At 70.6% G+C, this 25,819-nt stretch carries 27 protein-coding genes and 1 tRNA gene; 10 read left to right on the plus strand and 18 right to left on the minus strand.

Annotation, left to right across the window (positions count from 1 at the left end; genetic code table 11):
• Nucleotides 1-33: 33 nt before the first annotated feature.
• From ABC271_RS01330 to ABC271_RS01355, 6 genes are read right to left on the minus strand one after another with little or no spacing between them, the layout of a single operon-like run.
• Entirely contained in the window at nucleotides 34-1,776 is a 1,743-nt protein-coding gene (locus ABC271_RS01330) for a serine/threonine-protein kinase (RefSeq protein ID WP_412923118.1), read from the minus strand.
• Entirely contained in the window at nucleotides 1,773-3,242 is a 1,470-nt protein-coding gene (locus ABC271_RS01335; protein WP_412923119.1) for a peptidoglycan D,D-transpeptidase FtsI family protein, read from the minus strand. The genes ABC271_RS01330 and ABC271_RS01335 overlap by 4 nt, the downstream gene beginning before the upstream one ends.
• A gap of 46 nt (nucleotides 3,243-3,288) precedes the next feature.
• The gene (locus ABC271_RS01340) at nucleotides 3,289-4,689 is read right to left on the minus strand and encodes an FtsW/RodA/SpoVE family cell cycle protein (protein ID WP_412923120.1); all 1,401 of its coding nucleotides are present in this window, start codon (nucleotides 4,687-4,689) and stop codon (nucleotides 3,289-3,291) included.
• The gene (locus tag ABC271_RS01345) at nucleotides 4,686-5,924 is read right to left on the minus strand and encodes a Stp1/IreP family PP2C-type Ser/Thr phosphatase (RefSeq protein ID WP_412923121.1); all 1,239 of its coding nucleotides are present in this window, start codon (nucleotides 5,922-5,924) and stop codon (nucleotides 4,686-4,688) included. The genes ABC271_RS01340 and ABC271_RS01345 overlap by 4 nt, the downstream gene beginning before the upstream one ends.
• A 9-nt stretch (nucleotides 5,925-5,933) precedes the next feature.
• On the minus strand, nucleotides 5,934-6,482 hold the full coding sequence (locus ABC271_RS01350) for an FHA domain-containing protein FhaB/FipA (protein WP_412923122.1): 549 nt from the start codon (nucleotides 6,480-6,482) through the stop codon (nucleotides 5,934-5,936).
• The gene (locus tag ABC271_RS01355) at nucleotides 6,479-7,216 is read right to left on the minus strand and encodes an FHA domain-containing protein (protein ID WP_412923123.1); all 738 of its coding nucleotides are present in this window, start codon (nucleotides 7,214-7,216) and stop codon (nucleotides 6,479-6,481) included. Before ABC271_RS01355 ends, ABC271_RS01350 begins: the two co-directional genes overlap by 4 nt.
• Before the next feature lie 153 nt (nucleotides 7,217-7,369).
• On the opposite strand from ABC271_RS01355, the gene ABC271_RS01360 reads away from it, so the two are divergent.
• A tRNA-Leu gene (locus tag ABC271_RS01360) sits at nucleotides 7,370-7,453 on the plus strand.
• Between the two features lie 115 nt (nucleotides 7,454-7,568).
• On the opposite strand, the gene ABC271_RS01365 is transcribed toward ABC271_RS01360, so the two are convergent.
• The gene (locus ABC271_RS01365; protein WP_412923124.1) at nucleotides 7,569-7,961 is read right to left on the minus strand and encodes a type II toxin-antitoxin system VapC family toxin; all 393 of its coding nucleotides are present in this window, start codon (nucleotides 7,959-7,961) and stop codon (nucleotides 7,569-7,571) included.
• A complete protein-coding gene (locus tag ABC271_RS01370; protein ID WP_412923125.1) occupies nucleotides 7,958-8,221 on the minus strand; it encodes a hypothetical protein in 264 nt (87 codons plus the stop codon). Before ABC271_RS01370 ends, ABC271_RS01365 begins: the two co-directional genes overlap by 4 nt.
• A gap of 91 nt (nucleotides 8,222-8,312) precedes the next feature.
• Here ABC271_RS01370 and ABC271_RS01375 point away from each other — a divergent pair, with 91 nt between their 5' ends.
• Together ABC271_RS01375 and ABC271_RS01380 are read left to right on the plus strand one after the other, a co-directional pair.
• On the plus strand, nucleotides 8,313-9,569 hold the full coding sequence (locus ABC271_RS01375; protein ID WP_412923126.1) for a sensor histidine kinase: 1,257 nt from the start codon (nucleotides 8,313-8,315) through the stop codon (nucleotides 9,567-9,569).
• Nucleotides 9,562-10,248 (plus strand): response regulator, encoded by a 687-nt coding sequence (locus tag ABC271_RS01380; RefSeq protein WP_412923127.1) that lies wholly within the window; start codon nucleotides 9,562-9,564, stop codon nucleotides 10,246-10,248. The genes ABC271_RS01375 and ABC271_RS01380 overlap by 8 nt, the downstream gene beginning before the upstream one ends.
• 247 nt (nucleotides 10,249-10,495) lie before the next feature.
• On the opposite strand, the gene ABC271_RS01385 is transcribed toward ABC271_RS01380, so the two are convergent.
• From ABC271_RS01385 to ABC271_RS01395, 3 genes are read right to left on the minus strand one after another with little or no spacing between them, the layout of a single operon-like run.
• Nucleotides 10,496-10,849, minus strand: coding sequence for a UBP-type zinc finger domain-containing protein (locus ABC271_RS01385; protein ID WP_412923128.1), 354 nt, complete (start codon nucleotides 10,847-10,849; stop codon nucleotides 10,496-10,498).
• A 1-nt stretch (nucleotide 10,850) separates the two neighbouring features.
• Complete coding sequence (locus tag ABC271_RS01390) at nucleotides 10,851-11,126, minus strand: hypothetical protein (protein WP_412923129.1); 276 nt, start codon at nucleotides 11,124-11,126, stop codon at nucleotides 10,851-10,853.
• Between the two features lie 31 nt (nucleotides 11,127-11,157).
• The gene (locus ABC271_RS01395) at nucleotides 11,158-11,544 is read right to left on the minus strand and encodes a nuclear transport factor 2 family protein (RefSeq protein ID WP_412923130.1); all 387 of its coding nucleotides are present in this window, start codon (nucleotides 11,542-11,544) and stop codon (nucleotides 11,158-11,160) included.
• 194 nt (nucleotides 11,545-11,738) lie between these two features.
• Between ABC271_RS01395 and ABC271_RS01400 the strand changes: the two genes are divergently transcribed.
• The 4 genes from ABC271_RS01400 to ABC271_RS01415 are packed head-to-tail and all read left to right on the plus strand — an operon-like array spanning nucleotide 11,739 to nucleotide 15,131.
• Complete coding sequence (locus ABC271_RS01400) at nucleotides 11,739-12,485, plus strand: 3-oxoacid CoA-transferase subunit A (protein WP_412923131.1); 747 nt, start codon at nucleotides 11,739-11,741, stop codon at nucleotides 12,483-12,485.
• Complete coding sequence (locus tag ABC271_RS01405; protein ID WP_412923132.1) at nucleotides 12,482-13,129, plus strand: 3-oxoacid CoA-transferase subunit B; 648 nt, start codon at nucleotides 12,482-12,484, stop codon at nucleotides 13,127-13,129. The genes ABC271_RS01400 and ABC271_RS01405 overlap by 4 nt, the downstream gene beginning before the upstream one ends.
• Before the next feature lies 1 nt (nucleotide 13,130).
• On the plus strand, nucleotides 13,131-14,306 hold the full coding sequence (locus tag ABC271_RS01410; protein ID WP_412923133.1) for a thiolase family protein: 1,176 nt from the start codon (nucleotides 13,131-13,133) through the stop codon (nucleotides 14,304-14,306).
• Nucleotides 14,307-14,339: 33 nt separating this feature from the next.
• Nucleotides 14,340-15,131: an IclR family transcriptional regulator domain-containing protein gene (locus tag ABC271_RS01415; RefSeq protein WP_412923134.1), complete on the plus strand. Its 792-nt coding sequence runs from the start codon at nucleotides 14,340-14,342 to the stop codon at nucleotides 15,129-15,131.
• Here the strand turns inward: ABC271_RS01415 and ABC271_RS01420 are convergent, their stop codons facing one another.
• The 4 genes from ABC271_RS01420 to ABC271_RS01435 are packed head-to-tail and all read right to left on the minus strand — an operon-like array spanning nucleotide 15,132 to nucleotide 20,087.
• Entirely contained in the window at nucleotides 15,132-17,279 is a 2,148-nt protein-coding gene (locus ABC271_RS01420) for a heavy metal translocating P-type ATPase (RefSeq protein ID WP_412923135.1), read from the minus strand.
• A 20-nt stretch (nucleotides 17,280-17,299) separates the two neighbouring features.
• Nucleotides 17,300-19,504, minus strand: a complete 2,205-nt coding sequence (locus ABC271_RS01425) for a heavy metal translocating P-type ATPase (protein ID WP_412923136.1) — start codon at nucleotides 19,502-19,504, stop codon at nucleotides 17,300-17,302.
• Nucleotides 19,501-19,788, minus strand: a complete 288-nt coding sequence (locus ABC271_RS01430) for a heavy-metal-associated domain-containing protein (RefSeq protein WP_412923137.1) — start codon at nucleotides 19,786-19,788, stop codon at nucleotides 19,501-19,503. Before ABC271_RS01430 ends, ABC271_RS01425 begins: the two co-directional genes overlap by 4 nt.
• A gap of 17 nt (nucleotides 19,789-19,805) precedes the next feature.
• Nucleotides 19,806-20,087: a metal-sensitive transcriptional regulator gene (locus ABC271_RS01435; protein ID WP_228162000.1), complete on the minus strand. Its 282-nt coding sequence runs from the start codon at nucleotides 20,085-20,087 to the stop codon at nucleotides 19,806-19,808.
• 77 nt (nucleotides 20,088-20,164) lie between these two features.
• Here ABC271_RS01435 and ABC271_RS01440 point away from each other — a divergent pair, with 77 nt between their 5' ends.
• The gene (locus ABC271_RS01440) at nucleotides 20,165-21,169 is read left to right on the plus strand and encodes an endonuclease/exonuclease/phosphatase family protein (protein ID WP_412923138.1); all 1,005 of its coding nucleotides are present in this window, start codon (nucleotides 20,165-20,167) and stop codon (nucleotides 21,167-21,169) included.
• Nucleotides 21,170-21,179: 10 nt separating this feature from the next.
• Here the strand turns inward: ABC271_RS01440 and ABC271_RS01445 are convergent, their stop codons facing one another.
• A complete protein-coding gene (locus ABC271_RS01445) occupies nucleotides 21,180-21,608 on the minus strand; it encodes a hypothetical protein (RefSeq protein ID WP_412923139.1) in 429 nt (142 codons plus the stop codon).
• Between the two features lie 60 nt (nucleotides 21,609-21,668).
• Nucleotides 21,669-22,286, minus strand: coding sequence for a GntR family transcriptional regulator (locus ABC271_RS01450; RefSeq protein ID WP_412923140.1), 618 nt, complete (start codon nucleotides 22,284-22,286; stop codon nucleotides 21,669-21,671).
• A gap of 318 nt (nucleotides 22,287-22,604) precedes the next feature.
• On the opposite strand from ABC271_RS01450, the gene ABC271_RS01455 reads away from it, so the two are divergent.
• Nucleotides 22,605-22,808 (plus strand): cold-shock protein, encoded by a 204-nt coding sequence (locus ABC271_RS01455; protein ID WP_412923141.1) that lies wholly within the window; start codon nucleotides 22,605-22,607, stop codon nucleotides 22,806-22,808.
• A gap of 9 nt (nucleotides 22,809-22,817) precedes the next feature.
• Here ABC271_RS01455 and ABC271_RS01460 read toward each other — a convergent pair whose 3' ends face one another.
• Complete coding sequence (locus tag ABC271_RS01460; protein ID WP_412923142.1) at nucleotides 22,818-24,881, minus strand: bifunctional lysylphosphatidylglycerol flippase/synthetase MprF; 2,064 nt, start codon at nucleotides 24,879-24,881, stop codon at nucleotides 22,818-22,820.
• Between the two features lie 62 nt (nucleotides 24,882-24,943).
• Here ABC271_RS01460 and ABC271_RS01465 point away from each other — a divergent pair, with 62 nt between their 5' ends.
• Complete coding sequence (locus ABC271_RS01465) at nucleotides 24,944-25,819, plus strand: N-acetylglucosamine-6-phosphate deacetylase (RefSeq protein WP_412923143.1); 876 nt, start codon at nucleotides 24,944-24,946, stop codon at nucleotides 25,817-25,819.

The raw sequence follows: 25,819 nt of genomic DNA on the forward strand, positions 1-25,819 counted from the left end.
CTCCTGGCGTGGTGGGGGATCGGGGTCTGCGGGTCAGCGGCTGGCGCTGGGGCTCGGTGACGGGGTGTTCTCCCCCGCGATCTGGGCCGATGCCTCGCCCGAAGGACCGGCCGTCCGGTTCGTGCCCGAGCAGCTCACCGTGTAGGTCACCTGGAGCGTCTGGCCGGGCGAGTTGCTCACCTGAAGCTGAGCGCTGCGGGAGTCCGGCGGGAACGACGACGTGGACTGCCCGTTGTCGAACGTGCCGCGCGTCGCGGTGAAGTTGTACGACGTGACGTTCCCCGTGCCCGAGGGGCAGGTGTACTGCTGCCAGGAGACCTCGACGGTGCCCCCGGCCGTGGCCTGGGCCGGCTGCAGCGTGGGGGTGGCCGGCGTCGGCAGGGGCGTCTCTTCCCCGAACACGCGCAGCGTGATGATCGTGCCCGCGGGGACGCGACCGGTGGGGGTGACCGTGTCGACCGTGCCGACCTGTTCGGGGCTGGTCGCGGCGTTGCCGGTCTCGCAGTTGGCACCGAGATTGTTGTTGCTCAGGATGGTGCTGGCCTCATCGCACGACTTGCCCGGAAGCCCGAGCGAATTGACGTCGACGAGCTGCGAGGTCTGGGACGGCGACGCCGAAGGACTGGCGCTCCGGGACGGCGTGGCCGAACTCGGACCAGCGCTGGTCGGCGCGGGCTCGGGGGCGCTCTGATTACTGAGCACGGCGAAGAGAGTGCCGCCGAGGACGAGCAGAAGGAGCAGGATCAGGGCGACCAGCGGCCACGTCCACGGACTGCGCTTCCTCTGCGGGCGCGCGTCCGACTCGGTGTGCTCCTCGGCGAGGAGCGACGTCGCGGCGGGGGCGGGAAGCAGACGCGTCGCCGCGGAGGTCTGGCCCGCGGTGAGCAGCTGCGTCGCCTCGTCGGCGACCGCGACACCCGCGGCGATCGCGGGCACGGCGCCGGCGGCGGCGGCGAGGTCGCCACGACGCAGCGCGGTCGCCGCGCGCGAGACGGCCGCGGCCGAGGCCGGGCGGTCGTCGGGCTTCTTCGCGATCATCGCCATCACGAGGTTCTGCACCGGCACGGCCACCGTCGGCGGCAGCGGAGCGGGCTGCTCGTTGATCTGCGCCATCGCGATCGCGACCTGCGACTCGCCCGTGAAGGGGCGTTTGCCCGCCAGGCACTCGTACGCGACGATGCCGAGCGAGTAGATGTCGGTCGCGGGGGATGCCGGGTGGCCAGACGCCTGCTCGGGGGAGAGGTACTGCACCGTGCCCATGACCTGGCCGGTCGCGGTGAGCGGCACCTGGTCGGCGATGCGGGCGATGCCGAAGTCGGTGATCTTCACGCGACCGTCGGGCGTGATGAGGAGGTTGCCCGGCTTGATGTCGCGGTGCACGAGGCCGGCGGCGTGCGCGGCCTGCAGGGCCGCGGCCGTCTGCGCCACGATGTCGAGGGTCTTGTCGGTCGACAAGGATCCCTCGCGCTCGAGGATCGTCGAGAGCGCCTCACCCGGGACGAGCTCCATCACGAGGAAGGCGCTGCCGTCCTCTTCGCCGTAGTCGAACACGCTCGCGATGCCCTCGTGGTTGACGAGTGCGGCGTGGCGGGCCTCGGCGCGGAAGCGCTCGAGGAACCCGGGGTCGCCCATGTACTCGTCTTTGAGGATCTTGATCGCGACGGTACGCCCGATGACGTGGTCTGTCGCTTCCCAGACCTCGCCCATCCCGCCGATCGCGATCCGCGAATCCAGCTCGTAGCGTCCTCCGAAGGTCACTCCTTGCGTCGGTCTCATTTGCCCAGCACCGCCTCCATGACCTTCTTCGCTATCGGGGCGGCGATCTCGTTGCCGCTCCCGTTCTGCCCCTGGCCGCCGCCGTTCTCCACCACAACAGCGACAGCGACCTTCGGGTCGTCCGCCGGGGCGAAACCGGTGAACCAGAGAGTGTAGGGACGAGTGTCGTTCTCTGCCGTGCCGGTCTTACCCGCCACGTCGACCCCGTCTATTCTTGCATTCGACGCCGCGCCGTCCTGGACGTTCGCCTTCATCATGGTGACCATCTGGGCCGCGACATTCGACTCCAGCGCACGACCGAATTCGCTGTTCGCGCCCTCATCGCGAACCGACAGGTCGGTTCCGATCACCCGGTCGATCATTCGCGGGTTCATCACCACGCCGTCGTTCGCGATGCCGGCCGAGACCATCGCCATCTGCAGCGGCGTCGCCCGCACCTGTCCCTGTCCGAAGCCGCTCAGCGCCGTCTGCGGTGCGTCCAGGTTCGAGGGGTAGGTCGAGGGCGTCGAGGTGAACGACGTCGACGACGGCGTCAGCGAGAACGAGGTGTTGAAGCCGTACTTCTCGGCCTCCGCGCGGATCGCGTCGTCTCCCAGCTCGACGGCCAGCTCAGCCATCGGGATGTTGCAGCTCAGGCGCAGGGCCGTGGCGATCGTCACGGTGTCGCCCCCGCCGCACGTGCCGCCTCCGGCGTTGCTGACGACGCTCGAGGACTGGGGCAGCGTGTACGACGCGACGTTCGGGAACGATGAGTCGGGCGTGTAGCGACCGGATGCCAGGGCGGCCGAGGCCACGACCAGCTTGAACGTCGAGCCGGGCGGGTTGAGGTCGCCCTCGATCGCGCGATTGATCAGGGGCTGCGACGGATCCGCGGCCAGCTGGTCGTAGGCGGCGTTCACCGCATCCGGGTCGTGCGAGGCGAGCGTGTTGGTGTCGAAGCTGGGCTTGGACACCATGGCGAGGATGCGGCCCGTCGAGGGTTCGATCGCGACGACGGCGCCCTGCTGGTCGCCGAGCGCGTCCCATGCGGCGCGCTGCACATTGGCATCCAGCGAGAGTTCGACGTTCGATCCCCGGGGCACCTGGCCCGTCACGGCGCGATCGATGCGCGAGAAGAACTGGTTCTCGTCCGAACCGCTGAGGACGGCGTTCTCAGCCGACTCGATTCGGGTCTTCGCGTCGAGCACCGGGTTCATGTAGCCGGTCACCGGTGCCCACATGGCGGCATCCGTGTACTCGCGCTGCCAGCTGTAGACGTCGCCGGAGGGGACCGATGAGGCGATGGCGGTGCCGCTGGCGATGATGGACCCGCGCTGGATCTCGTACGAGTCGTAGAGCGCCCGGCGGTTGCCAGGGGTGTTCGCGAGGTTGGCGGCCTGGCCCACCTGGATGACGCTGGTGGAGACGAACAGCGCGAGGAACATCGCCAGCATGACGATGCTGAGGCGTCGGAGCTCTTTGGTCACGGTGCCTCCTCCGGGGTGCGGCTGCGGGTGGGTGCGGGCGTGTTCATCAGCCGATCACCACCCGCGGGCGGCTTCGCACGGCATCGGAGATGCGCAGCAGGAAGGCGACGATGATCCAGTTCGCGACGAGCGAGGACCCACCGGCCGCGAGGAACGGCGTGGTGAGACCGGTCAGCGGGATGACCCGTGTCACGCCGCCGACCATGATGAACACCTGCAGGGCGATCGTGAACGAGAAGCCGGTGGCCAGGAGCTTGCCGAAGTCGTCCTGACCGGCCAGCCCGACGCGGATGCCGCGGCTCGCGAACACCATGTACAGCGCGAGGATCGCGAAGAGTCCGACCAGGCCGAGCTCTTCACCGATGCTCGGGACGATGTAGTCGCTCTGCGACAGCGGCGTGATGTACGGACGGCCCTGACCGAGACCGGTGCCGAAGAGGCCGCCGTGCGCGAGACCGAAGATGCCCTGCGTCAGCTGGTAGCTTCCGCCGTCGGCGTCGACGACGGCGGGGTTGAACGCGTCGAGCCAGTTCGTGAAGCGGCCGTTTACGTACGGGAGGACGCGGGATGCCAGGAACGCCCCGGTCGCGGCGAGGATCACACCGATCAGCACCCAGCTCGTCTTGCCCGTGGCGACGTAGAGCATCGCGACGAACATTCCGAAGATGAGCAGACCCGTACCGAGGTCGCGCTGCAGCACGATAATGCCGAGCGAGACGAGCCAGATGATGAGGAGCGGGCCCAGCTCCCGCGCGCGCGGCCACGTCATGAAGAGGAAACGCGTACCGGTGGACGTCAGACTCTCGCGGGTGCGCACCAGGTAGCCGGCGAAGAAGATCGCGAGGGCGATCTTGGCGAGCTCGCCGGGCTGGAACGACACGAAGCCGAGCGAGACCCAGACGTCGGCGTTCTGCTCGGTCCCCAGGCCCGGGACGAAGGGCAGGAGGAGCAGCAGGATGCCGATCAGCCCCGACAGGTACGTGTACCGGAACAGCACGCGGTAGTTGCGGACGAAGATCACCACGAGCAGGGCGGCGACCAGCGCGATGGCTGCCCAGGCGATCTGGCGGATGGCCGTGGCATCCCACCCGTTCAACCCCACCGCGAGGTCGATCCGGTAGATCATCGCGATGCCGATGCCCGTGAGGACGGTGGCGATGGGAAGGACGAACGGGTCGGCATCGCGAGCGCGCAGTCGCAGGACGACGTGCGTGATCAGGGCGAGGAGAGCGGGGACGCCTGCGAGCAGCAGGTAGCCCCACTCCACCGCGCCATTGACGCCGAGCTGGACCAGCACGATCGCCGAGCCGTAGACCGCGATCGCGAACAGCAGCAGACCGAGCTCGCGGTTGCGTTGCTTGGCGGGCGTGCGGATCTTCTTCAGCGCGCGCATCACCGCAGTGTCGGTGGACACCTCGCCGGTGCGGGTCAGTTTCTGGTCGGTCATCCGGTGGCCTCCGGTTTCGGACGCAGACGATCCACGATCTGTTCGGCATCCGCCAGCGAACCGGCCGAGACGGTGGTCTGCACGGTCTGTCGGTCGAAGTCGGAGAGACCGGAGAGCTCGATGCCGGTGTCTTCGTAGACGGATGACAGCGAGATGGGCCCGAGGGACTGCTGAACGCCGCGGTAGATGACGACCGTGTCGGTGTCGGCGCCGACGTAGTAGCGCGTCTGGGTCCAGGCGTACCCGGCGAACAGTGCCCCCGCGATCGCGGCGAGGACGAGGATGAGCGCCGCCAGCCAGCCCAGACGGCGGCGGCGGGCGCGCCGGCGGTCCTCCTCGATGAGCTCCTCGAGGAACTCGGCGGCGGGTTCGAAGTGCGTCGGTTCGTTCGCCGCCTGGCGAGCCGAATGCAGCCACGGTGACCGTGCCGCCCGGACGGGAGGGACCACGACGCCGCTGGGATTCGAGGCCGAACCGACGATGGTGGGGGTTCCGATGAACACGGGGTGTTGGCCGCCCACGTCGACGATCACGACCGTGACGTTGTCGGGCGCGCCGCCGTCAAGCGCCTGCTTGAGCAGCGCGTCCGCGGTGCGGGCGGGCGGCATGCCCTGCGCGAGCGCCTTCGCGGTGTGGGCGTCGTCGACGACGCCGGAGAGGCCGTCGGAGCACAGCAGCCACCGGTCGCCGTCCTGCGTCGGCATGATGAACGTGTCGACCTCGGGGTCGGGGTCCATGTCGCCGAGGACGCGCATGAGGACCGATCGACGCGGGTGGTATCGCGCCTCTTCGGGCGTGATGCGTCCCGAGTCGACGAGCCGCTGCACGAAGGTGTGGTCGGTGGTGATCTGGGTGAGCGTGTCGTCGCGGTACAGGTACACGCGCGAGTCGCCGATGTGGCCGATGACCGCGTAGTCGTCGACCATGATCACCGCGCTGACGGTGGTGCCCATGCCCGCGAGCTCCGGACGCCGCGCGACCGTGTCGATGAGGTCGGTCGCGGTGTCGGCCAGCGCGTCCCGTAGGGCATGCTCCGCTTCGGTGGTGCTGGGGAAGGGCCGGTCGAGTTCGGTCAGACGCGAGATCGCCAGGCTCGAGGCGACGTCACCCCCCGCGTGACCGCCCATGCCGTCGGCGACCACGAAGAGATTGGATCCGGAGTAACCGGAGTCCTGGTTGTTGGAGCGGACCTTGCCCGTGTGGGAGATGGCCGCGCTCGAGCCCTGAAAGACCATGGAGGGGGGTTACTCCCGCAACTCGAAGGTCGTCGCGCCCACCTTGATCGGCGCACCCACCTTCACCTGCACGGGGGATGCCACGCGCACCCCGGCGTGCGTGGTCCCGTTGGTGGAGTCGAGGTCTTGCAGCATCCACTGGTCGCCCCACAGGACGAGACGGGCGTGATGACTGGAGGTGTAGTCGTCGCGGATGACGAGGCCCGACTCGCTGGACCGGCCGATCGTGAGGGGCTCGGTGCCGAGCGGGAGCTCCAGCCCCGCCTTCGGACCGCTCGTGATGACGATGCGGGAGACCGATGCGGTGGTCGCGAGGCCACCCGCGGCAGCCGGCGCCGGGGCTGCGGGTCGCTTGACCTGCGTCGTCACCGCGTTCGGCCCGGCGGTCGGTGCCGCGGCCGCCGGAGCCGGAGCGGGAGCGGATGCCGAGGGCTCGGGCAGCTTGCGCACCTTCACACCGAACAGGTCGGCGCGGAGCGAGTACACGACACCGAAGACGAAGAACCACAGCAGAACGAGGAACCCGCCCTGCAGAAGGAGAAGAGTCAGCGGACTCATGACAGGGGCCCCCGCTCCTGAGCGTCGAACAGCTGCGTCGCATCGGATGGCGCCGCTCGCCGTGCGGTCTGCGCCTGAGCGACCACACGGAAGACGATATCGGTGCGACCGATCGAGATTCTCGAGTCGGGCGGAAGCGCGGCCTCCGAGACCTTGCGGCCGTTGAGGGTCGTGCCGTTCGTCGAGCCCAGGTCGCGCACCATCGCGCGCTCGCCGTCCCACAGGATCTCGACGTGCTTGCGGCTCGTACCGGCGTCGGGGATCGTGATGTCGGCGTCGCTGCCGCGCCCGATGACCGTGCGGGCCTTGACGAGCGGGTGGCGCGTTCCGTTGATGTCGACGACGCCGCGCCACGACACCTGGCCCTCGCTGGTGCGGGACTCGACGCGCAGCGTGCCGGTCGACAGCGAGGTGTCGCGCTCGATCGAGATCGTCACGGGCCCCGCGAATGAATAGCCCTGCGTGCGCGCATGCTTCTTGACCAGCGTGTCGAGTTCGGACACGAGCGTCGAGCCGAGCGCGCTCATTCTCTCGTCGTCGGCGGGGGAGAGGCGCACCGAGAACGCGTTCGGCGCCAGGATGCGGTCACGCGTGACCACCACGGCGTTCTTGTCGAGCTCGCTCCGCAGCGCGGAGGCGATCTCCACCGGCTGGATGCCACTGCGGAAGGTCTTCGCGAACGCACCGTTGACGGCGCGTTCGAGACCCTTCTCGAAACTGTCGAGTAGTCCCACGAGACTCCTTCGGGCAGGCAGACCAGTAGCCACATCGTAGTCAGCACGCCTGGACAGGTCATGGATGCCGCCGTCGAACACGGTTCATACGGCGCGTAGGGCCGTGATATTCTCGGGAAGTTGAGTGCGCGGCATCCGTGCACGAAACGAATCGCGCGAGTGGCGGAATAGGTAGACGCGCTGGCTTCAGGTGCCAGTGCCCGCAAGGGCGTGGGGGTTCAAGTCCCCCCTCGCGCACAGAACGTGAAGGCCCCGGAGTACCGGGGCCTTCGTCGTTGGTTGGGGGAGCGGGAGGGCGTCCCGGGCGAGGTCGGCCGGCCGCCCGGCGGCTTCGGTGATCCGCGGTGCTCTCTTACTCGGCGTCGGCGATCGGATGCCGCACGCCCAGGCGTTCGGCGACCTGGCCGAGGCGGTCGTCGAAAGTCGCGAGCGGCGCGCCGGCGTGGGTCGCTGTAGCCAACACGCACGTGTCCGGCATCTTCAGCCCGTGCTCGGCGCGGAGTCGTGCGAGAAGGATGGGCTCGGCGGGTCCGATCGTGGCGAGTTCTACGCCGATGGCCTGCAGGTCAGACCAGAGTGCGGCGTCGTTCCCGATCTTTGCCGCTCCCACGAGGGTTTCGGCGGCGGTCAGTGGGTGCATGAGAAATGGAGAGGTCTGGCTCGCGAACAGCTGTTTGGCCCGTGCGTGATGAGCGTCGCTGGGGGAGAAGAGTGCGATGATGACGCCAGCGTCCAGGACGATCACTCGGGCCAGTCCGCGCGGAGATCGTCGAGGTATCTCGGAGCGTAGGTGCCGGCGAACCGTCCGACTATGGCGTTGATGCGTTGCAGGCGATCCGCTGCCGCGGTCGGACTGGCGGCAGCGACCGTTCTTGCACCCTCGGTGACGAGATGCGCCAGCAGGGCGGAGGAGCTCTCGTTGGGCCACCGCGTGCGAGCGATGCGCAGAGCCTCTTCGATCTCAGGCGTGTGGGTCACCTGAGTGCGCGTTCGAGTGGTGGGCATGATGTAAGTGTACCACTTGCACACCGGTGCAACACCTCTGATGTCCGACGACGGATGGCGGTGCGACACCTTCGCCCGGTAGGAAGGTGCGATGGACAAGGTCGCCAGCCCCCGGGTCGTCTCGGTGATGCGCTCGCCGCTGTTCGCGGTCGTCGTGTTCGTCGCCACCGTCGTGCAGGTGTGCGCGGTGCCCGTGTTGTCGCTGCTCGGCGGCATCGGGACGTGGGACCACGCCCTTGCCCCGGTCGTCGTGATCGCCCTCACGATCGCGGTGTGCGCGGTGCAGGCGGCCTGCCTGACGCTCGTGGCATCCCGCCCCGTCTTCGCGATGCTCGCGATCATCGTCTGCTACCTGCTCGTCGCGGTGGCCCTCGGTGTGCCGAACTGGGCTCGTCCCATGTACCTCGTCATCGCCATCGCGATGTTCGCCGTCGGTAGCGCCCGGCCGATCTCGGTGGCCGCCGCTTGGGCCGCGTTCGGTGTGGTGGGTGCGAGCGTCGGCCTGGCATCGTGGGCGGCGAGCACGGGAACGCCCGCCAACATCGTGATCGGGTTCCTCCTCACCGAGGGAACGGCGCTGGCATCCACCTCGTTCGCCGGTGTCGCGCTCGGGATCCTGTGGGCTGTGCTGGATCGACGTGCGGCCCGGGAGCGGCAACGGGTCCTGGAGCTCGAGGAAGAGCAGTCGGTCGCCATCGAGCGCTCGCGGGCCGCCGAGCGCGGGCGGATCGCTCAGGAACTGCACGACGTCGCCGGGCAGCACCTCGCCGGTCTGGTCTCGCTGTGCGACGCCTCGGCTGACCTCGCGCCAACGCATCCGCAACGCGCCCTGCAGTTGATCGAGGAGGTCCGCGCCGAGGGGCGGTACGCGGCGGCCAGCCTCTACGGTGCGCTCGGAGATCTGCGTGCCGTCGACGCGGTCGCGCATGCGCCGACTCCCGACCTGCGCGACCTCGACACGCTCGCCGGGTTCTGGCGTGAGCGCGGGATGGACGTATCGGTCGAGACCCGCGGCGACCTCGACCTCGCGCCCGTGGTGGTGTCGGCGACGGCCTACCGCGTGGTGCAGGAGGGCCTGTCCAACGTCGCGAAGCACGCGGCCGGTGCGCCCGTCGCGGTGCGGCTGGCGGTCGAGGACGAGCGACTCCACGTGAGCGTCGAGAACGGAGCCGCGCGGAACGCCCGACCCGGCGAGGACGACCTCGGACTCGGCTGGGGCCTGGACACCCTGCGCGACAGGCTCGCTCTCGTGGACGGATCGCTGGACGCCTCGGACGACGGCGTGGGCGGGTGGCGCCTCACGGTCGACATCCCGTTCGCCCACGCGCGGGAGACCGTGCGTGACTGACGGCGAGCCTGTCCGTGTCCTCATCGCCGACGACAACCGCACGTTCCGGCGCGGGGTGCGTCTGCGACTGGAGAACACCGACGGCGTCGCGGTGGTCGGCGAAGTGGCCAACGGGAGGGATGCCGTCGCTGCCGCGCTGAGCGAGGGTCCCGACGTCGTGCTCATGGACCTCGAGATGCCGGGGATGAACGGCATCGACGCCACGCGCGCGGTGGTCGAGGCATCCGGAGGTTCGGTCCGGGTGATCGCCCTCACCAGCCACGGCGAGGATCATCTCGTGCGTCGCGCGATCGCCAGCGGCGCGAGCGGCTACCTTTTGAAGACCCACGACAGCGCGCAGCTCGTCGACGCCATCCGTGCTGCCCATCGCGGCGATGCGCTGGTGTCTTCGCGCGTGACCCGTACGCTTCTCGCCGGAGTCGTGCAGCACAGAGCGACGGAGGAGGACCGGGTCAAGCTGGCATCCCTCACCCCCTCGGAGATCCGGGTCGTGAAGCTGCTCAGCGAAGGGGTGACCTCCAATGAGCAGGTCGCCGCCGAACTCGTCGTCTCGGTCAACACCGTCCGCTCACACATCCGCGCGTCGCTGGGCAAGATCGGCGTCGACGACCGCACTCAGCTCGCGCTGTGGGGCGCGCGGATGACGGAGGATCTGGGGCGCTCGGACGGGCGGGTCTGACACCTCGTGTCGAACGGGCCGCCGCCGGGCGAGGCCCCCAATCCCAACCCCCGCCCGACTGCGATGCCCGGCCGCCCGGGCGGTGCGCGAGATCACGCGCCGAAAGCCCGGATGACCGGGACGCATCTCTCTGCGCAGAAGCTAGCGTGCGCGCAGCCGACCATGGGGCGCCCTCCGGTGCCGATCGTCGGAATATCGCGGCGACGCCCGCCACTTTTCTCGCGAGAGATCATCCGAATGGATGAGGTCAGCCGCCGAGCAGCGCCCGCCAGTTGGCGGGCACGCGCCCGGCCGGCCCCGGAGTCGGCTGGCTCGCGGGGTGGCTGCGCGGCGGGGCCAGGAGCGGCCCGTCGATGAACGCCTCGGTGCGGTAGTCCCAGAACCAGTCCTCGCCGGGCTCGAAGCTCTGGATGACCGGGTGGCCGCTGGCGTGGGCGTGCTTCGTGGCGTGCCGGTTCAGCGAGTCGTCGCAACAGCCGATGTGACCGCACTCGGCGCACCGACGCAGGTGCAGCCACCAGGAGCCCTCCGCCTCGCACTCGACGCAGCCGGTTCCGCTCGGCGGAACCTCGGGTCGGATGGCATCCGTCTGGCTGGTCATCTCACTTCTCCGCCGTGTAGTACCCCGCGTTGCGGAGAGCGCGGCGGATGTCGAGCACCATCTGCTCGTCGATGTCCTTGTGCCGCGGCGGCGAGAGGAAGAGGACGTCGTCGCCGAGTCGCACCTTGAGCTTGCCGTCGTGCTCGTCGGTGACCTCGCCGACCTCGCGCAGCAGCGACACGATGTCGTGCCACTCGAGGTTGTGCGAAGTCGGGTGCTGCTCCAGGTGGTACAGCGTGTTGCGGTGGTTCTCGGTCAGGTGCGGGAAGTCGGACATGGTGCTCCTTGGTGCTTCGGGGTGGTGTGGTTCACGCGGCGATGTCGAGGGTGTGGATGAGGGCGTCGTCGAGGTGGAAGGTCAGGGTGGCCGGGCCGTTGAGGCGCGCGCTGTGCACCTGGACATGGACGGCCACGTGGTCGCTCCCGCGGAGACAAACGCGGTCCGTGAAGCGGACGCGCTCCGCGCGGATCCAGTTCTCCGACCAGAAGCGGATGCCCTCCGGGCCCGTGAAGAGGACGCCCCACGCGTTCACCGCGGCATCCGTGGCGAAGCCGGTCAGCAGCAGCTCGGTGTCGTACGCCTCGAAGGCCGCCAACGTCGCGGACACCGCGACCGGCAGGGCTGCCGGGGACAGAAGATCGGGAGGAGTCCACGCGCGCAGAGGCGTGGCGCGCGCCGACGCGCTGGGAGACATCGCTCACTCCTTCCGCTGGTGGGTGCTGCCGAACGTACCCGCGGCGGGGCGAGGTGCCATTCGACGCGCGTCGGAAGCATGGCGGACCTCCCCCGGCGAACCCGCCGCAGGCCAGCGGATGCCACTGGCGCGACGTCCTCGCGCGGAGTACGATCGCTAAACGAACACGCGTTCGCTGAACGAACAGAGGACCCATGATCGACAAGACCGTGTCGGATGTCGCGGCGGCCGTGGCGGGCATCGCCGACGGCGCGACCGTGATGATCGGCGGATTCGGCCGCGCCGGGCAGCCCGTCGAACTCATCGACGCGCTCATCGCCCACGGTGCCCGCGACCTCACCGTCGTCAACAACAACGCCGGCAACGGCGACACCGGCCTCGCGGCGCTGCTGAAGGCTGGGCAGGTGCGCAAGATGATCTGCTCGTTCCCGCGACAGAGCGACTCGTGGGTGTTCGACGAGCTCTACCGGGCGGGCAAGGTCGAGCTCGAACTCGTGCCGCAGGGCAACCTCGCGGAACGGATCCGCGCGGCCGGCGCCGGCATCGGCGGCTTCTTCACCCCGACGGGCTACGGAACGCAGCTGGCCGAGGGCAAGGAGACGCGGCGCATCGGCGACCGCGACTACGTGCTCGAATACCCCATCCACGCCGATGTCGCCCTCATCAGCGCGCGCCGCGCCGATCGCTGGGGCAACCTCGTCTACCGCGAGACCGCGCGCAACTTCGGACCGATCATGGCGGCCGCTGCCACGACCACCGTCGTGCAGGTCGACGAGATGGTGCCGCTCGGCGACCTCGACCCCGAGGCTGTCATCACTCCCGGCCTGTACGTCGACCGCGTGGTCGCCGTGGGGGAGCGCCGCTGGCTGCGCGACGGCGTCTTCGTCGGGGGCGTCGACATCGAGGGGCGCCCGCTCGCCCGGAACGGAGCGGACGCGTGACCACCCGCATCTCCCGCACCGCGCTCGCCGCGCGCGTGGCATCTGACATTCCCGAAGGTGCCGTGGTGAACCTCGGCATCGGGGCCCCGACCCTCGTGGCGGAATATCTCCCTGCGGGTCTCGAGATCGTGTTGCATACCGAGAACGGAATGTTGGGGATGGGGCCGGCGCCCGTCGAGGGGAGCGTCGATCCCGACCTCATCAACGCCGGCAAGCAGCCGGTCACGGCGCTCGCCGGAGCCGCGTACTTCCACCACGCCGACTCGTTCGCGATGATGCGCGGCGGACACCTGGACGTGTGCGTGCTGGGCGCCTTCCAAGTCTCGGCGGACGGCGACCTCGCGAACTGGTCCACGGGCGAGCCCGGCGCGATCCCCGCCGTCGGCGGGGCGATGGATCTCGCCATCGGCGCCAAGGACGTCTACGTCATGACCGACCTGCTGACGAAGCAGGGGGCGCCCAAGCTCGTCGAGGCATGCACGTACCCGGTGACGGGCGTCGCCTGCGTCTCGCGGGTCTACACCGACCACGGCGTCTTCGACATCACCCCCGACGGCTTCCGCGTGCGGGAACTGTTCGGCGACAACACGCACGCCGAGATCGAGGAACTGCTCGGTCTCACGCTGATCGAGCGAGGAGCCTGACATGACCGCCAGCTACGTCTACGACGCCGTCCGCACGCCCTTCGGTCGGGCCGGTGGGGCTTTGGCATCCACCCGTCCCGACGATCTGGCCGCGCTCGTCATGAAGGCCACCGTCGAGCGGACCGGTCTCGACCCGGCCCGCATCGACGACGTCATCTTCGGGGATGCCAACCAGGCGGGTGAGGACAACCGCAACGTCGCGCGTTTCGGCGCGCTGCTCGCGGGGTTCCCCACGACGGTCACCGGCACCACCGTGAACCGGCTGTGCGCGTCGTCGCTCGAGGCCGTCATCCAGGGATCCCGGGCGATCGAGGCGGGTGACGCCGAGATCGTGCTGGCCGGCGGTGTCGAGTCGATGAGCCGCGCTCCCTACGTCGTGGAGAAGTCCCCGAAGCCGTTCCCCGCGGTCGGCAACGCGACGATGTGGAACACCGCGATCGGCTGGCGGATGACGAACACGGCCCTCCCGAAGCACTGGACGATCTCGAACGGCGAGTCGGCGCAGAAGATCGCGCGAGAGTGGCGCATCTCCCGCGACGAGCAGGATGCCTTCGCTGTGCAGTCGCATCAGCGAGCGGCATCCGCGTGGCAGGCGGGCGTCTTCGACGGCGAGATCGTGACGGTGCCGGGGGTCGCGCTCACTCGAGACGAGAGCATCCGCGACGACACCTCACTCGAGAAGCTTGCGGGGCTGAAGGCCCTCTTCGCGGCGGACGGCAACGGCAGCGTGACCGCCGGCAACTCGTCGCCGATCAACGACGGCGCGTCCGCCGTGCTCATCGGCGCCGACGGCGCGCTGGACGGCGAGCCGCTCGCGCGGATCGCGGGCCGCGCGGCCCACGGCGTGGATCCGGATGTCTTCCCCATCGCACCGATCGAGGCCGCGAACAAGGCGCTCGCGCGTGCCGGGAAGACCTGGGCCGACGTGGATTTCGTCGAGCTCAACGAAGCCTTCGCGTCGCAGTCGCTCGCGTGCCTCGCCGGATGGCCCGACCTCGACCCCGAGAAGCTCAACGTCCACGGCGGCGCGCTCGCGATCGGGCACCCGCTCGGTGCGTCCGGCGGCCGCATCATCGGCCGCGCGGCGCACGAGCTCGCGCGCCGCGGATCGGGCGTCGCGGTCGTGGCGATCTGCATCGGCGTGGGCCAGGGCCTCGCGGTCGTCCTGGAGCGGTGAGGGTGTCGCTCGCCCGATGGATAGGGTGAGCCGGTGACCGACGCCGCGCCCCTTGACGACAGCGACGGCCCCGGCGAGGTCGTTCAGGCTTTCGTCCGCGGGCTGGCAGTCATCCGCGCCTTCGACGCCAACAACCCCGAGCTGACCCTCAGCGACGTCGCTCGCCGTGCAGATGTGACGCGCGCCGCCGCGGGGCGGTTCCTCCGCACGCTGCAGAGCCTCGGCTACGTGCGGAACGACGGGCGCTCGTTCGCCCTCACCCCGCGCGTGCTCGAGCTCGGCTACAGCTACCTCTCCGCCCTGTCGCTCCCCGAGGTCGCGCAACCGCACCTCGAGGCGCTGTCGCGCGCGGTCGGCGAGAGCGCGTCGGCGGCGGTGCTCGACGGCACCGAGATCGTCTACGTCGCGCGCGTTCCGGTGCGCCGCATCATGTCGGTGGGGATCACGGTCGGGACGCGGTTCCCGGCCGCGGTCACGAGCATGGGACGCGTGCTGCTCGCCGCGGCATCCGTCGAGGAACGTGACCGGATCCTGGATGCCACGGACCTCTCCGCCCGGACCCCGCGCACGCTGACCGATCCCGATGCCGTCCGGCGCGAACTCGAACGCGTGCGCGCGCAGGGCTGGGCGCGGGTCGACGGCGAGCTCGAGCCGGGACTGCAGTCCCTCGCCGCTCCCGTTCATGGGCGGGAGGGTGCGGTCGTCGCCGCGATCAACCTCTCCATGACGACCGGCCGCTACCCCGAGAGCGACATCGCGGATCGGCTGGTGCCCGCCCTGCTCGCCGCCGCGCGCGGTATCGAGGCCGACCTGCGAACGCCCTGACTACCGGACCGGGGCGACGGCATCCGGCCGCAGATCGAGGCGGCGCAGGAGCTGCGCGTTGAGCGCCACCACGATCGTCGACAGCGACATCAGGATCGCGCCGACCGACATCGGCAGGACGAACCCGATCGGCGCCAGCACGCCGGCGGCGAGCGGCACGGACAGCAGGTTGTACCCCGCTGCCCACCACAGGTTCTGGCGCATCTTCCGGTAACTCGCTCGCGAGAGCTCGATGACCGAGACGACGGACCGCGGGTCGTCACTGGCGAGGACGACCCCCGCGGAGGCGATCGCGACGTCGGTTCCGGCCCCGATCGCCAGCCCGACGTCGGCTCGCGCCAGCGCCGGTGCATCGTTGACGCCGTCACCGACCATCGCGACGCGACGACCCTCGCCCTGCAGCCTGGCGACCTCGGACTCTTTGTCTTCCGGGCGCACTCCGGCCGAGAACCTCCGGATGCCGACAGCCTCGGCCACGGCGGCGGCGACCGGTTGCGCGTCGCCGGTGATCATCACGACCTCGATCCCGCGCTCGGTCAGCGCCCGCACGGCGGTCACGGACTCGGGCCGTATCTCGTCGGCCAGGCGCAGGGCGCCCACCGTCTCGCCGTCGACGACCACATGCAGCACGATGGACCCGTCGCCCGCCCAGTCCGCGGCGATGGGGAGCTCGGCCGCCCCCTCTTCGGCGAGGAGCAAGGGACCGCCCACGCGCACGACCCGTCCGTCCACGACCGCCCGGACGCCGACCGCCGGCGACGAGGAGAAGTCGGTGGATGCCGGGACGTCGAGGCCCCGGGCGGTGGCGGCGCGGACGATCGCGCCGGCGAGGGGGTGCTCGGAGTCGGTCTCGGCGGCGGCGGCCCACGCGAGGGCGGTATCGCGGTCGATGCCGGGCGCGGCCTCGGTGGCGGTCACCGCCGGCTCGCCGCGCGTGAGCGTCCCGGTCTTGTCGAACACAACCGTGTCGACCGTGCGCATGCTCTCCAGCGCGAGGCGATCCTTGACGAGGACGCCACCGCGTGCAGCGCGTTCGGTCGCGATCGAGACGACGAGGGGGATCGCGAGCCCCAGCGCGTGCGGGCACGCGATGACGAGGACCGTGATCGTGCGGACGACGGCGGAGTCCGGCATCCCGACGAGCGTCCAGACCACCGCGGTGATCACGGCGGAGCCGAGGGCGAACCAGAACAGCAGCGCGGCCGCGCGGTCGGCGAGGCGTTGGGCTCGCGAGGTCGATGCCTGTGCTTCGGTCACGAGCTTCTGGATGCCGGCCAGGGCCGTGTCGTCGCCGACGGCGGTGATCTCGACCCGGATGCCGGAGTCGGTCGCGACCGTCCCCGCCACCACGGGGTCGCCCTCGCCGCGCGACACGGCGCGGGACTCGCCCGTGATCATCGACTCGTCGATCTGCGCGGACCCCTGGATGACTCGGCCGTCGGCGGGGACGCGTCCGCCGGGCCGCACGACGACGACGTCACCGACGCGCAGTGCGGACGGCGGCACCGGCACGGTCGTTTCGCCCTCGACGCGTTCGGCCTCGTCGGGAAGCAATGCGGCGAGCGAATCCAGCGCCGACGTGGTCTGGGCGAGGGATCGCATCTCGATCCAGTGGCCGAGCAACATGATCACGACGAGCAGCGCGAGTTCCCACCAGAAGTCGAGATCGTGGTGCAGCAGGCCCAGGCTGGCGCCCCAGGATGCCAGGAACGCGACGGTGATCGCGAGCGCGATCAGCAGCATCATGCCCGGCGCGCGCCCGCGGATCTCGTCGACGGCGCCGGTCAGGAACGGGGCTCCGCCCCACACGTACATCACGGTTCCCAGGACCGGCGAGACCCACGGGACCCAGGCGGCATCCGGAAGCGTGTAGCCGAGGAGGTCGGCGAACATCGCGGAGAAGCCGACGACGGGTACGGCGACCACGAGCATGGTCCAGAACAGGCGGCGGAACCGCGCGACGTGGTCGGCGTGGCCGCCACCGTGGCCGGAGTGGTCCCCGTGGCCGGTGTGGTCCGCGGGGCTCGCGTCGTGCATCGCGTGTTCGTGGCCGGCGGACGCGTGCCCGTCGTGCATCGCGTGCGCGTGCTCGGTCGTCGCGGGCGGAGGCGCTGCGGGGCCGGAGCCGGAGTGATCGTGCGAGGTCATGGCATCCCTCTCTGCTGGTCTCAGACTGCGGCGGGTTCGGCGCGGAACCGCCGTAGCCGCAGGCTGTTCGTCACAACGAACACCGATGACAGCGCCATCGCCGCGGCCGCGACGACGGGATTCAGCAGGCCCGCCATCGCCACCGGGATCGCCGCGACGTTGTACGCGAAGGCCCAGAACAGGTTGCCCTTGATGGTCCCGAGCGTGCGGCGCGCGAGCCGGACGGCGTCAGCGACGACGAGCAGATCGCCCGAGACGACCGTGACGTCGCTCGCCGCGATCGCGGCATCCGTCCCGCCGCCCATCGCGATGCCGAGGTCGGCGGCGGTGAGGGCCGCGGCGTCGTTGACGCCGTCGCCGACCATCGCGACGACCCGGCCCTCGGCCTGCAGCCCGCGCACGACGTCGAGCTTCTCGGACGGAGTCACCTCTGCCCGGACGTCGTCGACCCCGACCTCGGCCGCCACGTGCGCGGCGGTCTCGGCGTTGTCTCCGGTAAGCAGCACGGGGCGCAGTCCCAGGCGACGGAAGCGCGCGATGGCCTCGGCGCTCGTCGGCTTCACGGTGTCGGCGACGACGATCGCGCCGAGGTACTCCCCGTCGCGGGCGACGGCGACGACCGTTCCACTCGCCGCCAGGGAATCGACCTCGGATGCCATCGCCTCCACGCTCCACTGATCACGCAGCCACGACGGCCGACCGGCGACCACGGCGGAGCCGTTCACGACACCCTGGACGCCGTATCCCGCGTGCGCGACGAACGACTCGACGGCAGCCCCGACCCCGGCGGCGGCCGCGATGGCGCGGCCCACGGGGTGCTCGGAACCGCCCTCGACGGCCCCCGCGGCGGCGAGCAGCTCGGCGCGATCGACGCCCGGCGCGGGAAGCACCTCGGTCACCGCCATGCGGCCCGTCGTCACGGTGCCGGTCTTGTCGAGCACGATCGTGTCGACCCGGCGCGTCTGCTCCAGCACCTGCGGACCGCGGATCAGGATGCCGAGCTGCGAACCGCGCCCTGTCCCGACGAGCAGCGCCGTGGGGGTGGCGAGGCCCAGGGCGCACGGGCACGCGATGATGAGCGTCGCGACGGCGGCGGTGAAGGCGAGCTCGAGCGAACCGGCCGCGACGAGCCACCCGACGAACGCGGCGATCGCGAGGAGGATCACGACCGGCACGAAGATCGCGGAGACGCGGTCGGCGAGACGCTGCACTTCGGCCTTGCCGGTCTGCGCCTCTTCGACCAGGCGTCCCATGCGGGCGAGCTCGGTGTCGGCTCCGACGCGGGTGATCTCGACGACGAGGCGGCCACCGACGTTGATCGTGGCGCCGACGACGCGGGCACCGGGGCCGACCTCGACCGGCACGGATTCGCCGGTGAGCATGCTGGCATCCACCGCCGAGGTTCCGTCGACGACCAGGCCGTCGGACGGGATCTTCTCGCCCGGGCGCACCACGACGACGTCGCCGACGCCGAGGCTCGCGACCGGGACGCTGCGCTCTCGGCCGTCGTCGAGCTTCGTCGCCGATGTCGCGCCGAGGTTCAACAGGGCCTTCAGCGCGCTCGCCGAAGCCGTGCGCGCTCGTGCCTCGGCGTACCGGCCGGCGAGGAGGAAAACCGTCACGAGGGCGGCGACCTCGAGGTAGATCTCGTGCGCGCCCGCGGACGGAGCGCCGAAGAGGGTGAAGGTCATCGTCATCCCGGGCATGCCCGCGCCGCCGAGGAACAGCGCGTACAGCGACCACCCGAAGGAGGCGATGACGCCGAGACTGATGAGGGTGTCCATCGTGACGGCGCCGTGGCGGGCGTTGATCGCCGCCGCGCGGTGGAACGGCCAGGCTCCCCACACCGCGACCGGGGCCGTGAGCGTGAGCGCGAGCCACTGCCAGTTCTCGAACTGCAGCGCCGGGACCATGGACAGCACCGCGACCGGCAGCGCGAGCGCCACGCTGATGAGCAGGCGGCGGCGGAGGGCGTCGGTCTCGGGGTCGGTCGCGACCTCGTCCGCGACCGGCGGCGCGGGCACCGCGGCTGCATATCCGGCGGCTTCGACGACCGCGATGAGCCCGGCGGGGTCGAGGTCGTCGCCGCGCACGCGCGCCTTCTCGGTGGCGTAGTTGACGGATGCCTCGACGCCGGGGAGCTTGTTCAGCTTGCGCTCGATCCGGGTGGCGCACGACGCGCACGTCATCCCCGTGATGTCGAGCTCGACGTCGGTGGTGCTCATGACGGGTCGGCGACCAGGGCGTAACCGGCTTCCTCGACGGCGTCGCGCACGAGGGCGGCGTCGAGGGGAGCGGAGCTGGCGATCGTGACGCGCGATACGTCGCCGACGCGCAGGTCGACGGACACGCCCTGTACCCCCGCGATCTCCGAGATCTCCTCGGTGACACTCCGCACGCAGTGCGCGCACGTCATCCCGGTCACGCCGATCTGCTGGGTCACGGCGCCTTCTGGCAGGGGGGTGGATGCCGCGGCTTCGCGGAGGCCGAGATCGATGCGTTCGTTCATGGTGTTCTCCTCGGTGGTCAGGACCGGACGAGCCGGGCGATGGCGTCGTTGGCTTCGCGGATCTTGTCGGCGGCGACCTGGCCGCCCTCCGCGCTGGCCTCGGCGACGCAGTGGCTGAGGTGGTCGGACAGGAGCGACAGCGCGACGGTTTCGAGCGCCTTCGTCGCGGCGGACACCTGCGTGAGGATGTCGATGCAGTACTTGTCCTCGTCGACCATCCGCGCGATGCCGCGCACCTGACCCTCGATGCGTCGCAGCCGCTTCTGAAGGTCGTCTTTGTGTCCGTCGTACCCGTTCATGCTGGATACCATACCCCCCTAGGGTATCTGGCGGGCCCATCCGGCGAACATTCATCGACGTCCGCTTCACTGTGGGGATGCCGACCGCATCGCGCCGCCGACTCCCTCTCGTCATCACGCTGGGCATCGGCGGACTCCTCGCGGTCCTCGCCGTCTGGCCGCAGCTCATCGGCGCGCAGCGCTGGCAGGGCGTGGCGCTCCTCATCTCCTTTCGCGGACCGCTCGCGCTCGGGTTCGCCGCGCTCGCCGTCGCCGCCGGGATCACCGCGCTCCTGCGCCGCCGGGTCGCGGTCGCCTTCGGGTTGGCGGTCGTGTTCGCGGTCGCCGCGGTCGGCAACGGCGCTGTTCTCTTGGCACGCGGCGGGGGAGGTTCCGTCGCGCAGGGCGACCTCACGGTCGTGGTCTGGAACACGTACGGCGGCGGCGCGCCGCCCGAAGCGATCGCACGGCTCGTCCGCGAGAGCGGTGCCGACGTCGTCAGCCTGCCCGAGACCGACGCCGACGCGGCCGGGGAGGTCGTCGGCATCCTGGCTCGGGAGGGGATCCGGATGACCGCCGCGACCGTGGAAGCGGCCCCGGGCGATCGGCCCGTCCCCACCTCGCTCCTGGTCGCGAACGCGCTCGGTCCGTACGTCCTCGATCTGGATGCCGGGTCGACCCCCGGGGCGCCGAGCGGCGTGTGGCGCCCGGTCGAGGGCACCGGGCCCACGATCATCGCGGCTCACCCGCTGCCTCCGTTGCCGTTCATCGTCGACGAGTGGACCCGGGGCATCGACTGGGTCGCCGAGCAGTGCGCGGGACCCGACGTCATCCTCGCCGGCGACCTCAACTCGACGCTCGATCACCTGTCCGGGCTCGGGAGAGACCGCGGGTCGGTCGGGGAGTGTCAGGATGCCGCGCAGCAGGCGGGCGCGGCCGCGCAGGGCACGTGGCCGGCGAGTCTGCCCGCGGCTCTCGCGGCACCCATCGACCACGTCCTGGTCGGATCGGGGTGGGAGGTGCGCAGCTTCGAGGTCCGCACCGACTTCGACGACGCCGGCAGCGACCATCGCCCGGTGGTCGCGGTGCTGTCGCGCCGCTGAGGCGGGTCGCTCACTCCAGGGTCGGGGGCAGCACGTAGACGATGTCGGCCCCGTCACGCTCGTACTCGACGAAGCCCAACTGCGCGAGCGTGTCGTGCGACGGGTCGTCGTCGGCCGCGACGCACGCGTAGAGCGGGCGCTCCGCCTCGGCGAGGGTGAGCAGCCGCAATGCTTCGGTCGCCGATTCCCGTGACGTGTCCGGTGTCACGGCGAGGAGCGCCTCCCGGTCACCGTCGATGTCGAGGGTCGCGGCGAGACCGACCACGTCCTCGCCGTCGACGATCGCCCGCGCCGTCACTCCCTCACCGTCCACCCACGCGTCGAATGCGGCACGATCGGCCACCCGTCCGCGGGGCCACGTCGAGGCGCTCGCGCGCACCGCGCGGTAGGCGGCATCCCGATCGTCGTCGGAGAGGTCGCGGAGCTCGATGCGGGTCATGAGGTCACGGTAGCGGGATCGCCCGGGATGATCGGATGCCTTGCGCCAGCCCTGACCACCTCAGTAGAGGCCGTGCAGCCGCAGCCACAGGTGGGCGGTGAGCGCGGTGTCGCGCTCACGGATGGCGTCGGCCAGGAGGAGGAACAACTCCTCGCAGTCCTCTGTGTGCGCGCACATCCAGCCGCGCAGGTTCCGCCGCACCAGGAAGGTGGTCTGCTTCAGCGTTTCGATCAGCACGATGTTCTCGGACGCGCGGGTGAAGTGGGCGAGGAGTCCGAAGCCTGCATCGACGTAGGCGGGGGAGGAGTCGGCGCGAGCGGCATCCATCAGGACGCCGAGGAGCCTGGCGCCCTCCGTGATGTCGTCGTCGGAGCACCGCAGGAGCGCCAGGTGCATTGTCATCCCGATCATGTGCACCGCGTAATCGCGCATATCCGCGACCTCCTTGTCGCTGGGCGACGTGACGCGGGTGAAACGGTGCGGTGCGATCTCGACGAGCCGGATCGCCGCGAGGCGCTGCAGCGCCTCGCGGACGGGGGTACGGGAAATGCCCATCTGGGTGGCGAGCTCGACGTCACGCAGCCGGTCGCCCGGCCTCAGGCGGCCGTCGACGATCGCCTCGCCGAGGACGGCGTACGCCTCATCGACGAGGGCGGAAGGCTGTCGCCGCTCGTCCACAGGCGGATTCTATGACGACCGGCTATCACACATCCTCGTCATATGTGAAGAATTCCCAGCTTTCGTGTCGCGCGAACCGCATTCGCGGCTGTAAAGTGATCGCCGTCACGCCTCGCGTGACATATCCGGGGGGATCCGTCGACGCCCGGGCTTCGAGCTTCTGCTCAGCCCGGGCGTCGTATGGGCTTAAGGGGAACTTTCCCTTCGTGACGCCGTACAACGTTTCTGTCACGGGTCGATGCGCGGTTCCGCTAGCACCCGTTAGCGTGGGCCCTGACCGACGCGCTCGGCGTCGGCACGAGCGGAAACGGCACGTCGATGACGCAGGGCACGGTCAAGTGGTTCAACTCGGAGAAGGGCTTCGGCTTCATCGCGCCCGATGAGGGCGGCCAGGACGTCTTCGCCCACTACAGCGCGATCCAGGCGGGCGGCTACCGCTCGCTCGAGGAGAACCAGCGCGTCGAGTTCGACATCGCGCAAGGCCCCAAGGGTCTGCAGGCGGAGAACATCCGCCCGCTCTGACCCGGGCGGTCACCGCTCGGGGCGGACGAGGTCCACGCCGGCGGCAGCGAACTGCCGGAGGGTCGCATGCGGCAGGAACGCGCGGGTCAGCGCGGCACCGATGCGCGTGAGGTCGGCCTCGTCGCGATAGAGCAGGTACATCGTCTCGTAGCGCGGGTGGAACTTCTGCTTGAACCGGTGCAGCGACGCGAACCCGTATACCGGCTCCAGCATCGAGGCCATGCGCCCCTGCAGATCAGCGATGACGCCGGCATCCGGCGGGTACTCGTGGGCGAGCGGCGCGCCGGACAGCGACATCACCTCGGCGCCCTCTGTCGAGAACTGCTGCGCGGACGAGCCGATGAGGTACTCCATCACGGGGCCGAAGCCGCCGTCGCGGCGCCGCATGAGATCCAGGGTCCAGCCGCGGACGCGCCCGTCGCCGTAGACGGGCAGCCACGACAGGAAGCCGTCGACGTCGCCGGCGGGCGAGACGGCCAGCGCGATCCGCACCTCGGGGTCCGCGGCCTCCTGAAGGGTGCCGAGGGTGAATCCCATCTCGGGGAGTCCCTTGTCGCCGACCCAGCTCTCCGAGATGGCGCGCAACTGCTGGCGCACTCCCCACGTCTCGTCGGCAAGACGCGAGAGACGGAACGTCATGCCCTCGCGTTCGGCCCGGTTCAGCGACGTGCGCACCGCACCCCAGGCCTTGCCGGTGAACTTCAGGCCCGGAAGGTCGACGATCGTGTCGTCCGCCACCACGATGCTGCGCCATCCTTCCGGGACGGCCGAGCGGGTCGCCTCCCCGGCGCTGAAGAAGCACGGCGCGAGCCCGGCGATCTCGGCGCGCTCGACGAACGCGCGGACGGTCGCTGCCCGATCCTCCTCCGGGCCGAGCGGGTCGCCGAGGACGAGAGCGACACCCGACCGGCGCTGGAAGGCGACGATCCCACGGCCGAACCGCGCGTACGACATGCCCTCCCACGTCGTCATCCACGACAGGGTCCCGCCGCCGGTCGCGCGTAGTTCCGTCTTCACGTCGTCGACGCTCGGCGCGGGCGCGTCGCCCAGGGCCGCCTTCGGACGCGCGCGGAAAGCGGCGCGCACGAGGACCAGATACACCAACGCGACGACCCAGGTCGCCGACGAGGCGAGCGTGATCGTGAGGTCGACGTCGACCGTTCCCTCGACGCCCCCGAGCCCCACGATCAGCGCGATCACCACGAGCAGCGCGAGGATCAGGGCGTTGAGGGCCCCGTAGATCGTGAGCAGCACCCAGGCCCACCGCCGACCGCGTCGGATGCCGGTCGCCACCGCGAGCACGATGACGGTGTTCACGACGACATCCACCCACGAGCCCGAGACCGGGTCCGAGCTGCCGAACGGCCCCGTCGTGGGGCTCAGGTAGGTGAGGACGTCGATCGCCCCGAGACCGCACACCACGACGAACGCGATGAGGCGCTGCTCACGCACCGACACCCGCTGCGGACGCAGCGACCGGTCGACGGCGAGCACGAGGGCGACCGCGAGAACGTGTTCGAGGTCGTTGAGCGACCCCCAGTAGAGGAAGGTCACCGCGAGCACCGCGACCAGCACGGTCCATGCGCGCAGACGCCACGGCGACGGGAGCAGCGACACCGCCGCCGCCACGCACGCGATCACCCCGGGGGAGGGACCGACGTCGAGCGCTGCAGCCTGCTCCTGGGCCCACGGCCAGGGGAGCAGCGCGGCGAGCCACAGCAGCCCCGACGCGAGGAGCACCGCGCCGAGCTGTCCACCCGCGAAGTAGGCGAGGGCGACACGCCAGCCGCGGCGGAACTCGAGGTACCCCATCCCGGCCAGCCCGACGACGATCGCCGCGTAGAGCCACGGCACCGACACGAAGAACGCCCCGGTGATCGGCGTCCACCACCGGCCGGCCTCCAGCGCCGGAAGGCCGTACGCCACGGCGTCGTGCAGCGGCGACGCCGCGAACGGCGACCACAGACCCGCGGATGCCACGCCCACGGCGAGCAGCACCAGGGCCAGTGCCACCGTGGCCGGGAGGCGGCCGACGGCGGCGATGACCCGACGGAAGGTGGTTCTCTCCCCCATGCCGCTCACGATAGGGCACTCTCCGTCGAGACCGGGGGTCGAACGCGGAGAGGAGGAGAACAATGGAGGCGATGGATCTGCACTGCCACGGAGCCCTCGGGCACTCCTTCGACGACGCCGACGCCGCCGGGGTGGCCGCCGCCGTGGCCTACCACCGGGAGCACGGCAGTGACGCCGTCATGCTCAGCCTCGTCAGTGCGCCGGTCGACCGGCTGGTCCACCGGGTGACCGAACTCCGGCGGATCGTTTCCGACGTGCCGGGGGTGTTGGGCGTGCACCTCGAGGGCCCGTTCCTCGCGCCTCGCCGTCGTGGCGCCCACGACCCGTCCGCCCTCACCGACCCGACCCCGGAGGCGGTGGGCACACTGCTGGCGGCGGGGGATGGCATCCTGCGTCAGGTCACCATCGCGCCGGAGATCCCGGGCGCGCTCGCCGCGATCCGGGCCTTCGCCGACGCGGGTGTCATCGTGGCGGTCGGGCACACCGAGGCGGACTACGCCACGACCCTCGAGGCGTTCGACCACGGCGCCCGTCTGCTGACGCACGCCTTCAACGCGATGCCCGGTCTCCACCACCGCGATCCCGGGCCCGTGGGCGCGGCGCTCGAGCGTGACGACGTCGTGCTCGAGCTCATCGCCGATGGTGTGCACGTGCACCCGGCCCTCATCCGCGCGCTTTTCGCCGCCGCGCCGGAGCGCGTGGCCCTGGTGACGGACGCGATGTCCGCGACGGGGCTCGGCGACGGGACGTACACGCTCGGCGAGCTCGCCGTGGAAGTGACGGACGGGCGCCCCGTGCTGCGGGGTACCGAGACGCTGGCGGGTTCCACCCTCACGATGGATCGTGCCGTTGAGGTGTGCCTGCGCGCGGGCGTCCCCGAGGACGCGGTGGGCGAAGCCGTCAGCACGGTGCCGGCGCGTGTTCTCCACGGGAGGTGA

The organism is Microbacterium canaveralium, assembly GCF_047238045.1.
In the GTDB taxonomy this organism is placed as follows: domain Bacteria; phylum Actinomycetota; class Actinomycetes; order Actinomycetales; family Microbacteriaceae; genus Microbacterium.

What these genes read in the sequence shown, in the direction of transcription:
- ABC271_RS01410 (WP_412923133.1), top strand. Translation starts at nt 13,131, where the DNA reads ATGACCGCCAGCTACGTCTACGACGCCGTCCGCACGCCCTTCGGTCGG.
- ABC271_RS01440 (WP_412923138.1), top strand. Translation starts at nt 20,165, where the DNA reads ATGCCGACCGCATCGCGCCGCCGACTCCCTCTCGTCATCACGCTGGGC.
- ABC271_RS01345 (WP_412923121.1), bottom strand. Translation starts at nt 5,924, where the DNA reads ATGGTCTTTCAGGGCTCGAGCGCGGCCATCTCCCACACGGGCAAGGTC.
- ABC271_RS01445 (WP_412923139.1), bottom strand. Translation starts at nt 21,608, where the DNA reads ATGACCCGCATCGAGCTCCGCGACCTCTCCGACGACGATCGGGATGCC.
- ABC271_RS01425 (WP_412923136.1), bottom strand. Translation starts at nt 19,504, where the DNA reads ATGAGCACCACCGACGTCGAGCTCGACATCACGGGGATGACGTGCGCG.
- ABC271_RS01350 (WP_412923122.1), bottom strand. Translation starts at nt 6,482, where the DNA reads ATGAGTCCGCTGACTCTTCTCCTTCTGCAGGGCGGGTTCCTCGTTCTG.
- ABC271_RS01330 (WP_412923118.1), bottom strand. Translation starts at nt 1,776, where the DNA reads ATGAGACCGACGCAAGGAGTGACCTTCGGAGGACGCTACGAGCTGGAT.
- ABC271_RS01375 (WP_412923126.1), top strand. Translation starts at nt 8,313, where the DNA reads ATGGACAAGGTCGCCAGCCCCCGGGTCGTCTCGGTGATGCGCTCGCCG.
- ABC271_RS01400 (WP_412923131.1), top strand. Translation starts at nt 11,739, where the DNA reads ATGATCGACAAGACCGTGTCGGATGTCGCGGCGGCCGTGGCGGGCATC.
- ABC271_RS01340 (WP_412923120.1), bottom strand. Translation starts at nt 4,689, where the DNA reads ATGACCGACCAGAAACTGACCCGCACCGGCGAGGTGTCCACCGACACT.
- ABC271_RS01390 (WP_412923129.1), bottom strand. Translation starts at nt 11,126, where the DNA reads ATGTCCGACTTCCCGCACCTGACCGAGAACCACCGCAACACGCTGTAC.
- ABC271_RS01420 (WP_412923135.1), bottom strand. Translation starts at nt 17,279, where the DNA reads ATGACCTCGCACGATCACTCCGGCTCCGGCCCCGCAGCGCCTCCGCCC.
- ABC271_RS01370 (WP_412923125.1), bottom strand. Translation starts at nt 8,221, where the DNA reads ATGCCCACCACTCGAACGCGCACTCAGGTGACCCACACGCCTGAGATC.
- ABC271_RS01430 (WP_412923137.1), bottom strand. Translation starts at nt 19,788, where the DNA reads ATGAACGAACGCATCGATCTCGGCCTCCGCGAAGCCGCGGCATCCACC.
- ABC271_RS01435 (WP_228162000.1), bottom strand. Translation starts at nt 20,087, where the DNA reads ATGAACGGGTACGACGGACACAAAGACGACCTTCAGAAGCGGCTGCGA.
- ABC271_RS01395 (WP_412923130.1), bottom strand. Translation starts at nt 11,544, where the DNA reads ATGTCTCCCAGCGCGTCGGCGCGCGCCACGCCTCTGCGCGCGTGGACT.
- ABC271_RS01460 (WP_412923142.1), bottom strand. Translation starts at nt 24,881, where the DNA reads ATGGGGGAGAGAACCACCTTCCGTCGGGTCATCGCCGCCGTCGGCCGC.
- ABC271_RS01465 (WP_412923143.1), top strand. Translation starts at nt 24,944, where the DNA reads ATGGAGGCGATGGATCTGCACTGCCACGGAGCCCTCGGGCACTCCTTC.
- ABC271_RS01385 (WP_412923128.1), bottom strand. Translation starts at nt 10,849, where the DNA reads ATGACCAGCCAGACGGATGCCATCCGACCCGAGGTTCCGCCGAGCGGA.
- ABC271_RS01455 (WP_412923141.1), top strand. Translation starts at nt 22,605, where the DNA reads ATGACGCAGGGCACGGTCAAGTGGTTCAACTCGGAGAAGGGCTTCGGC.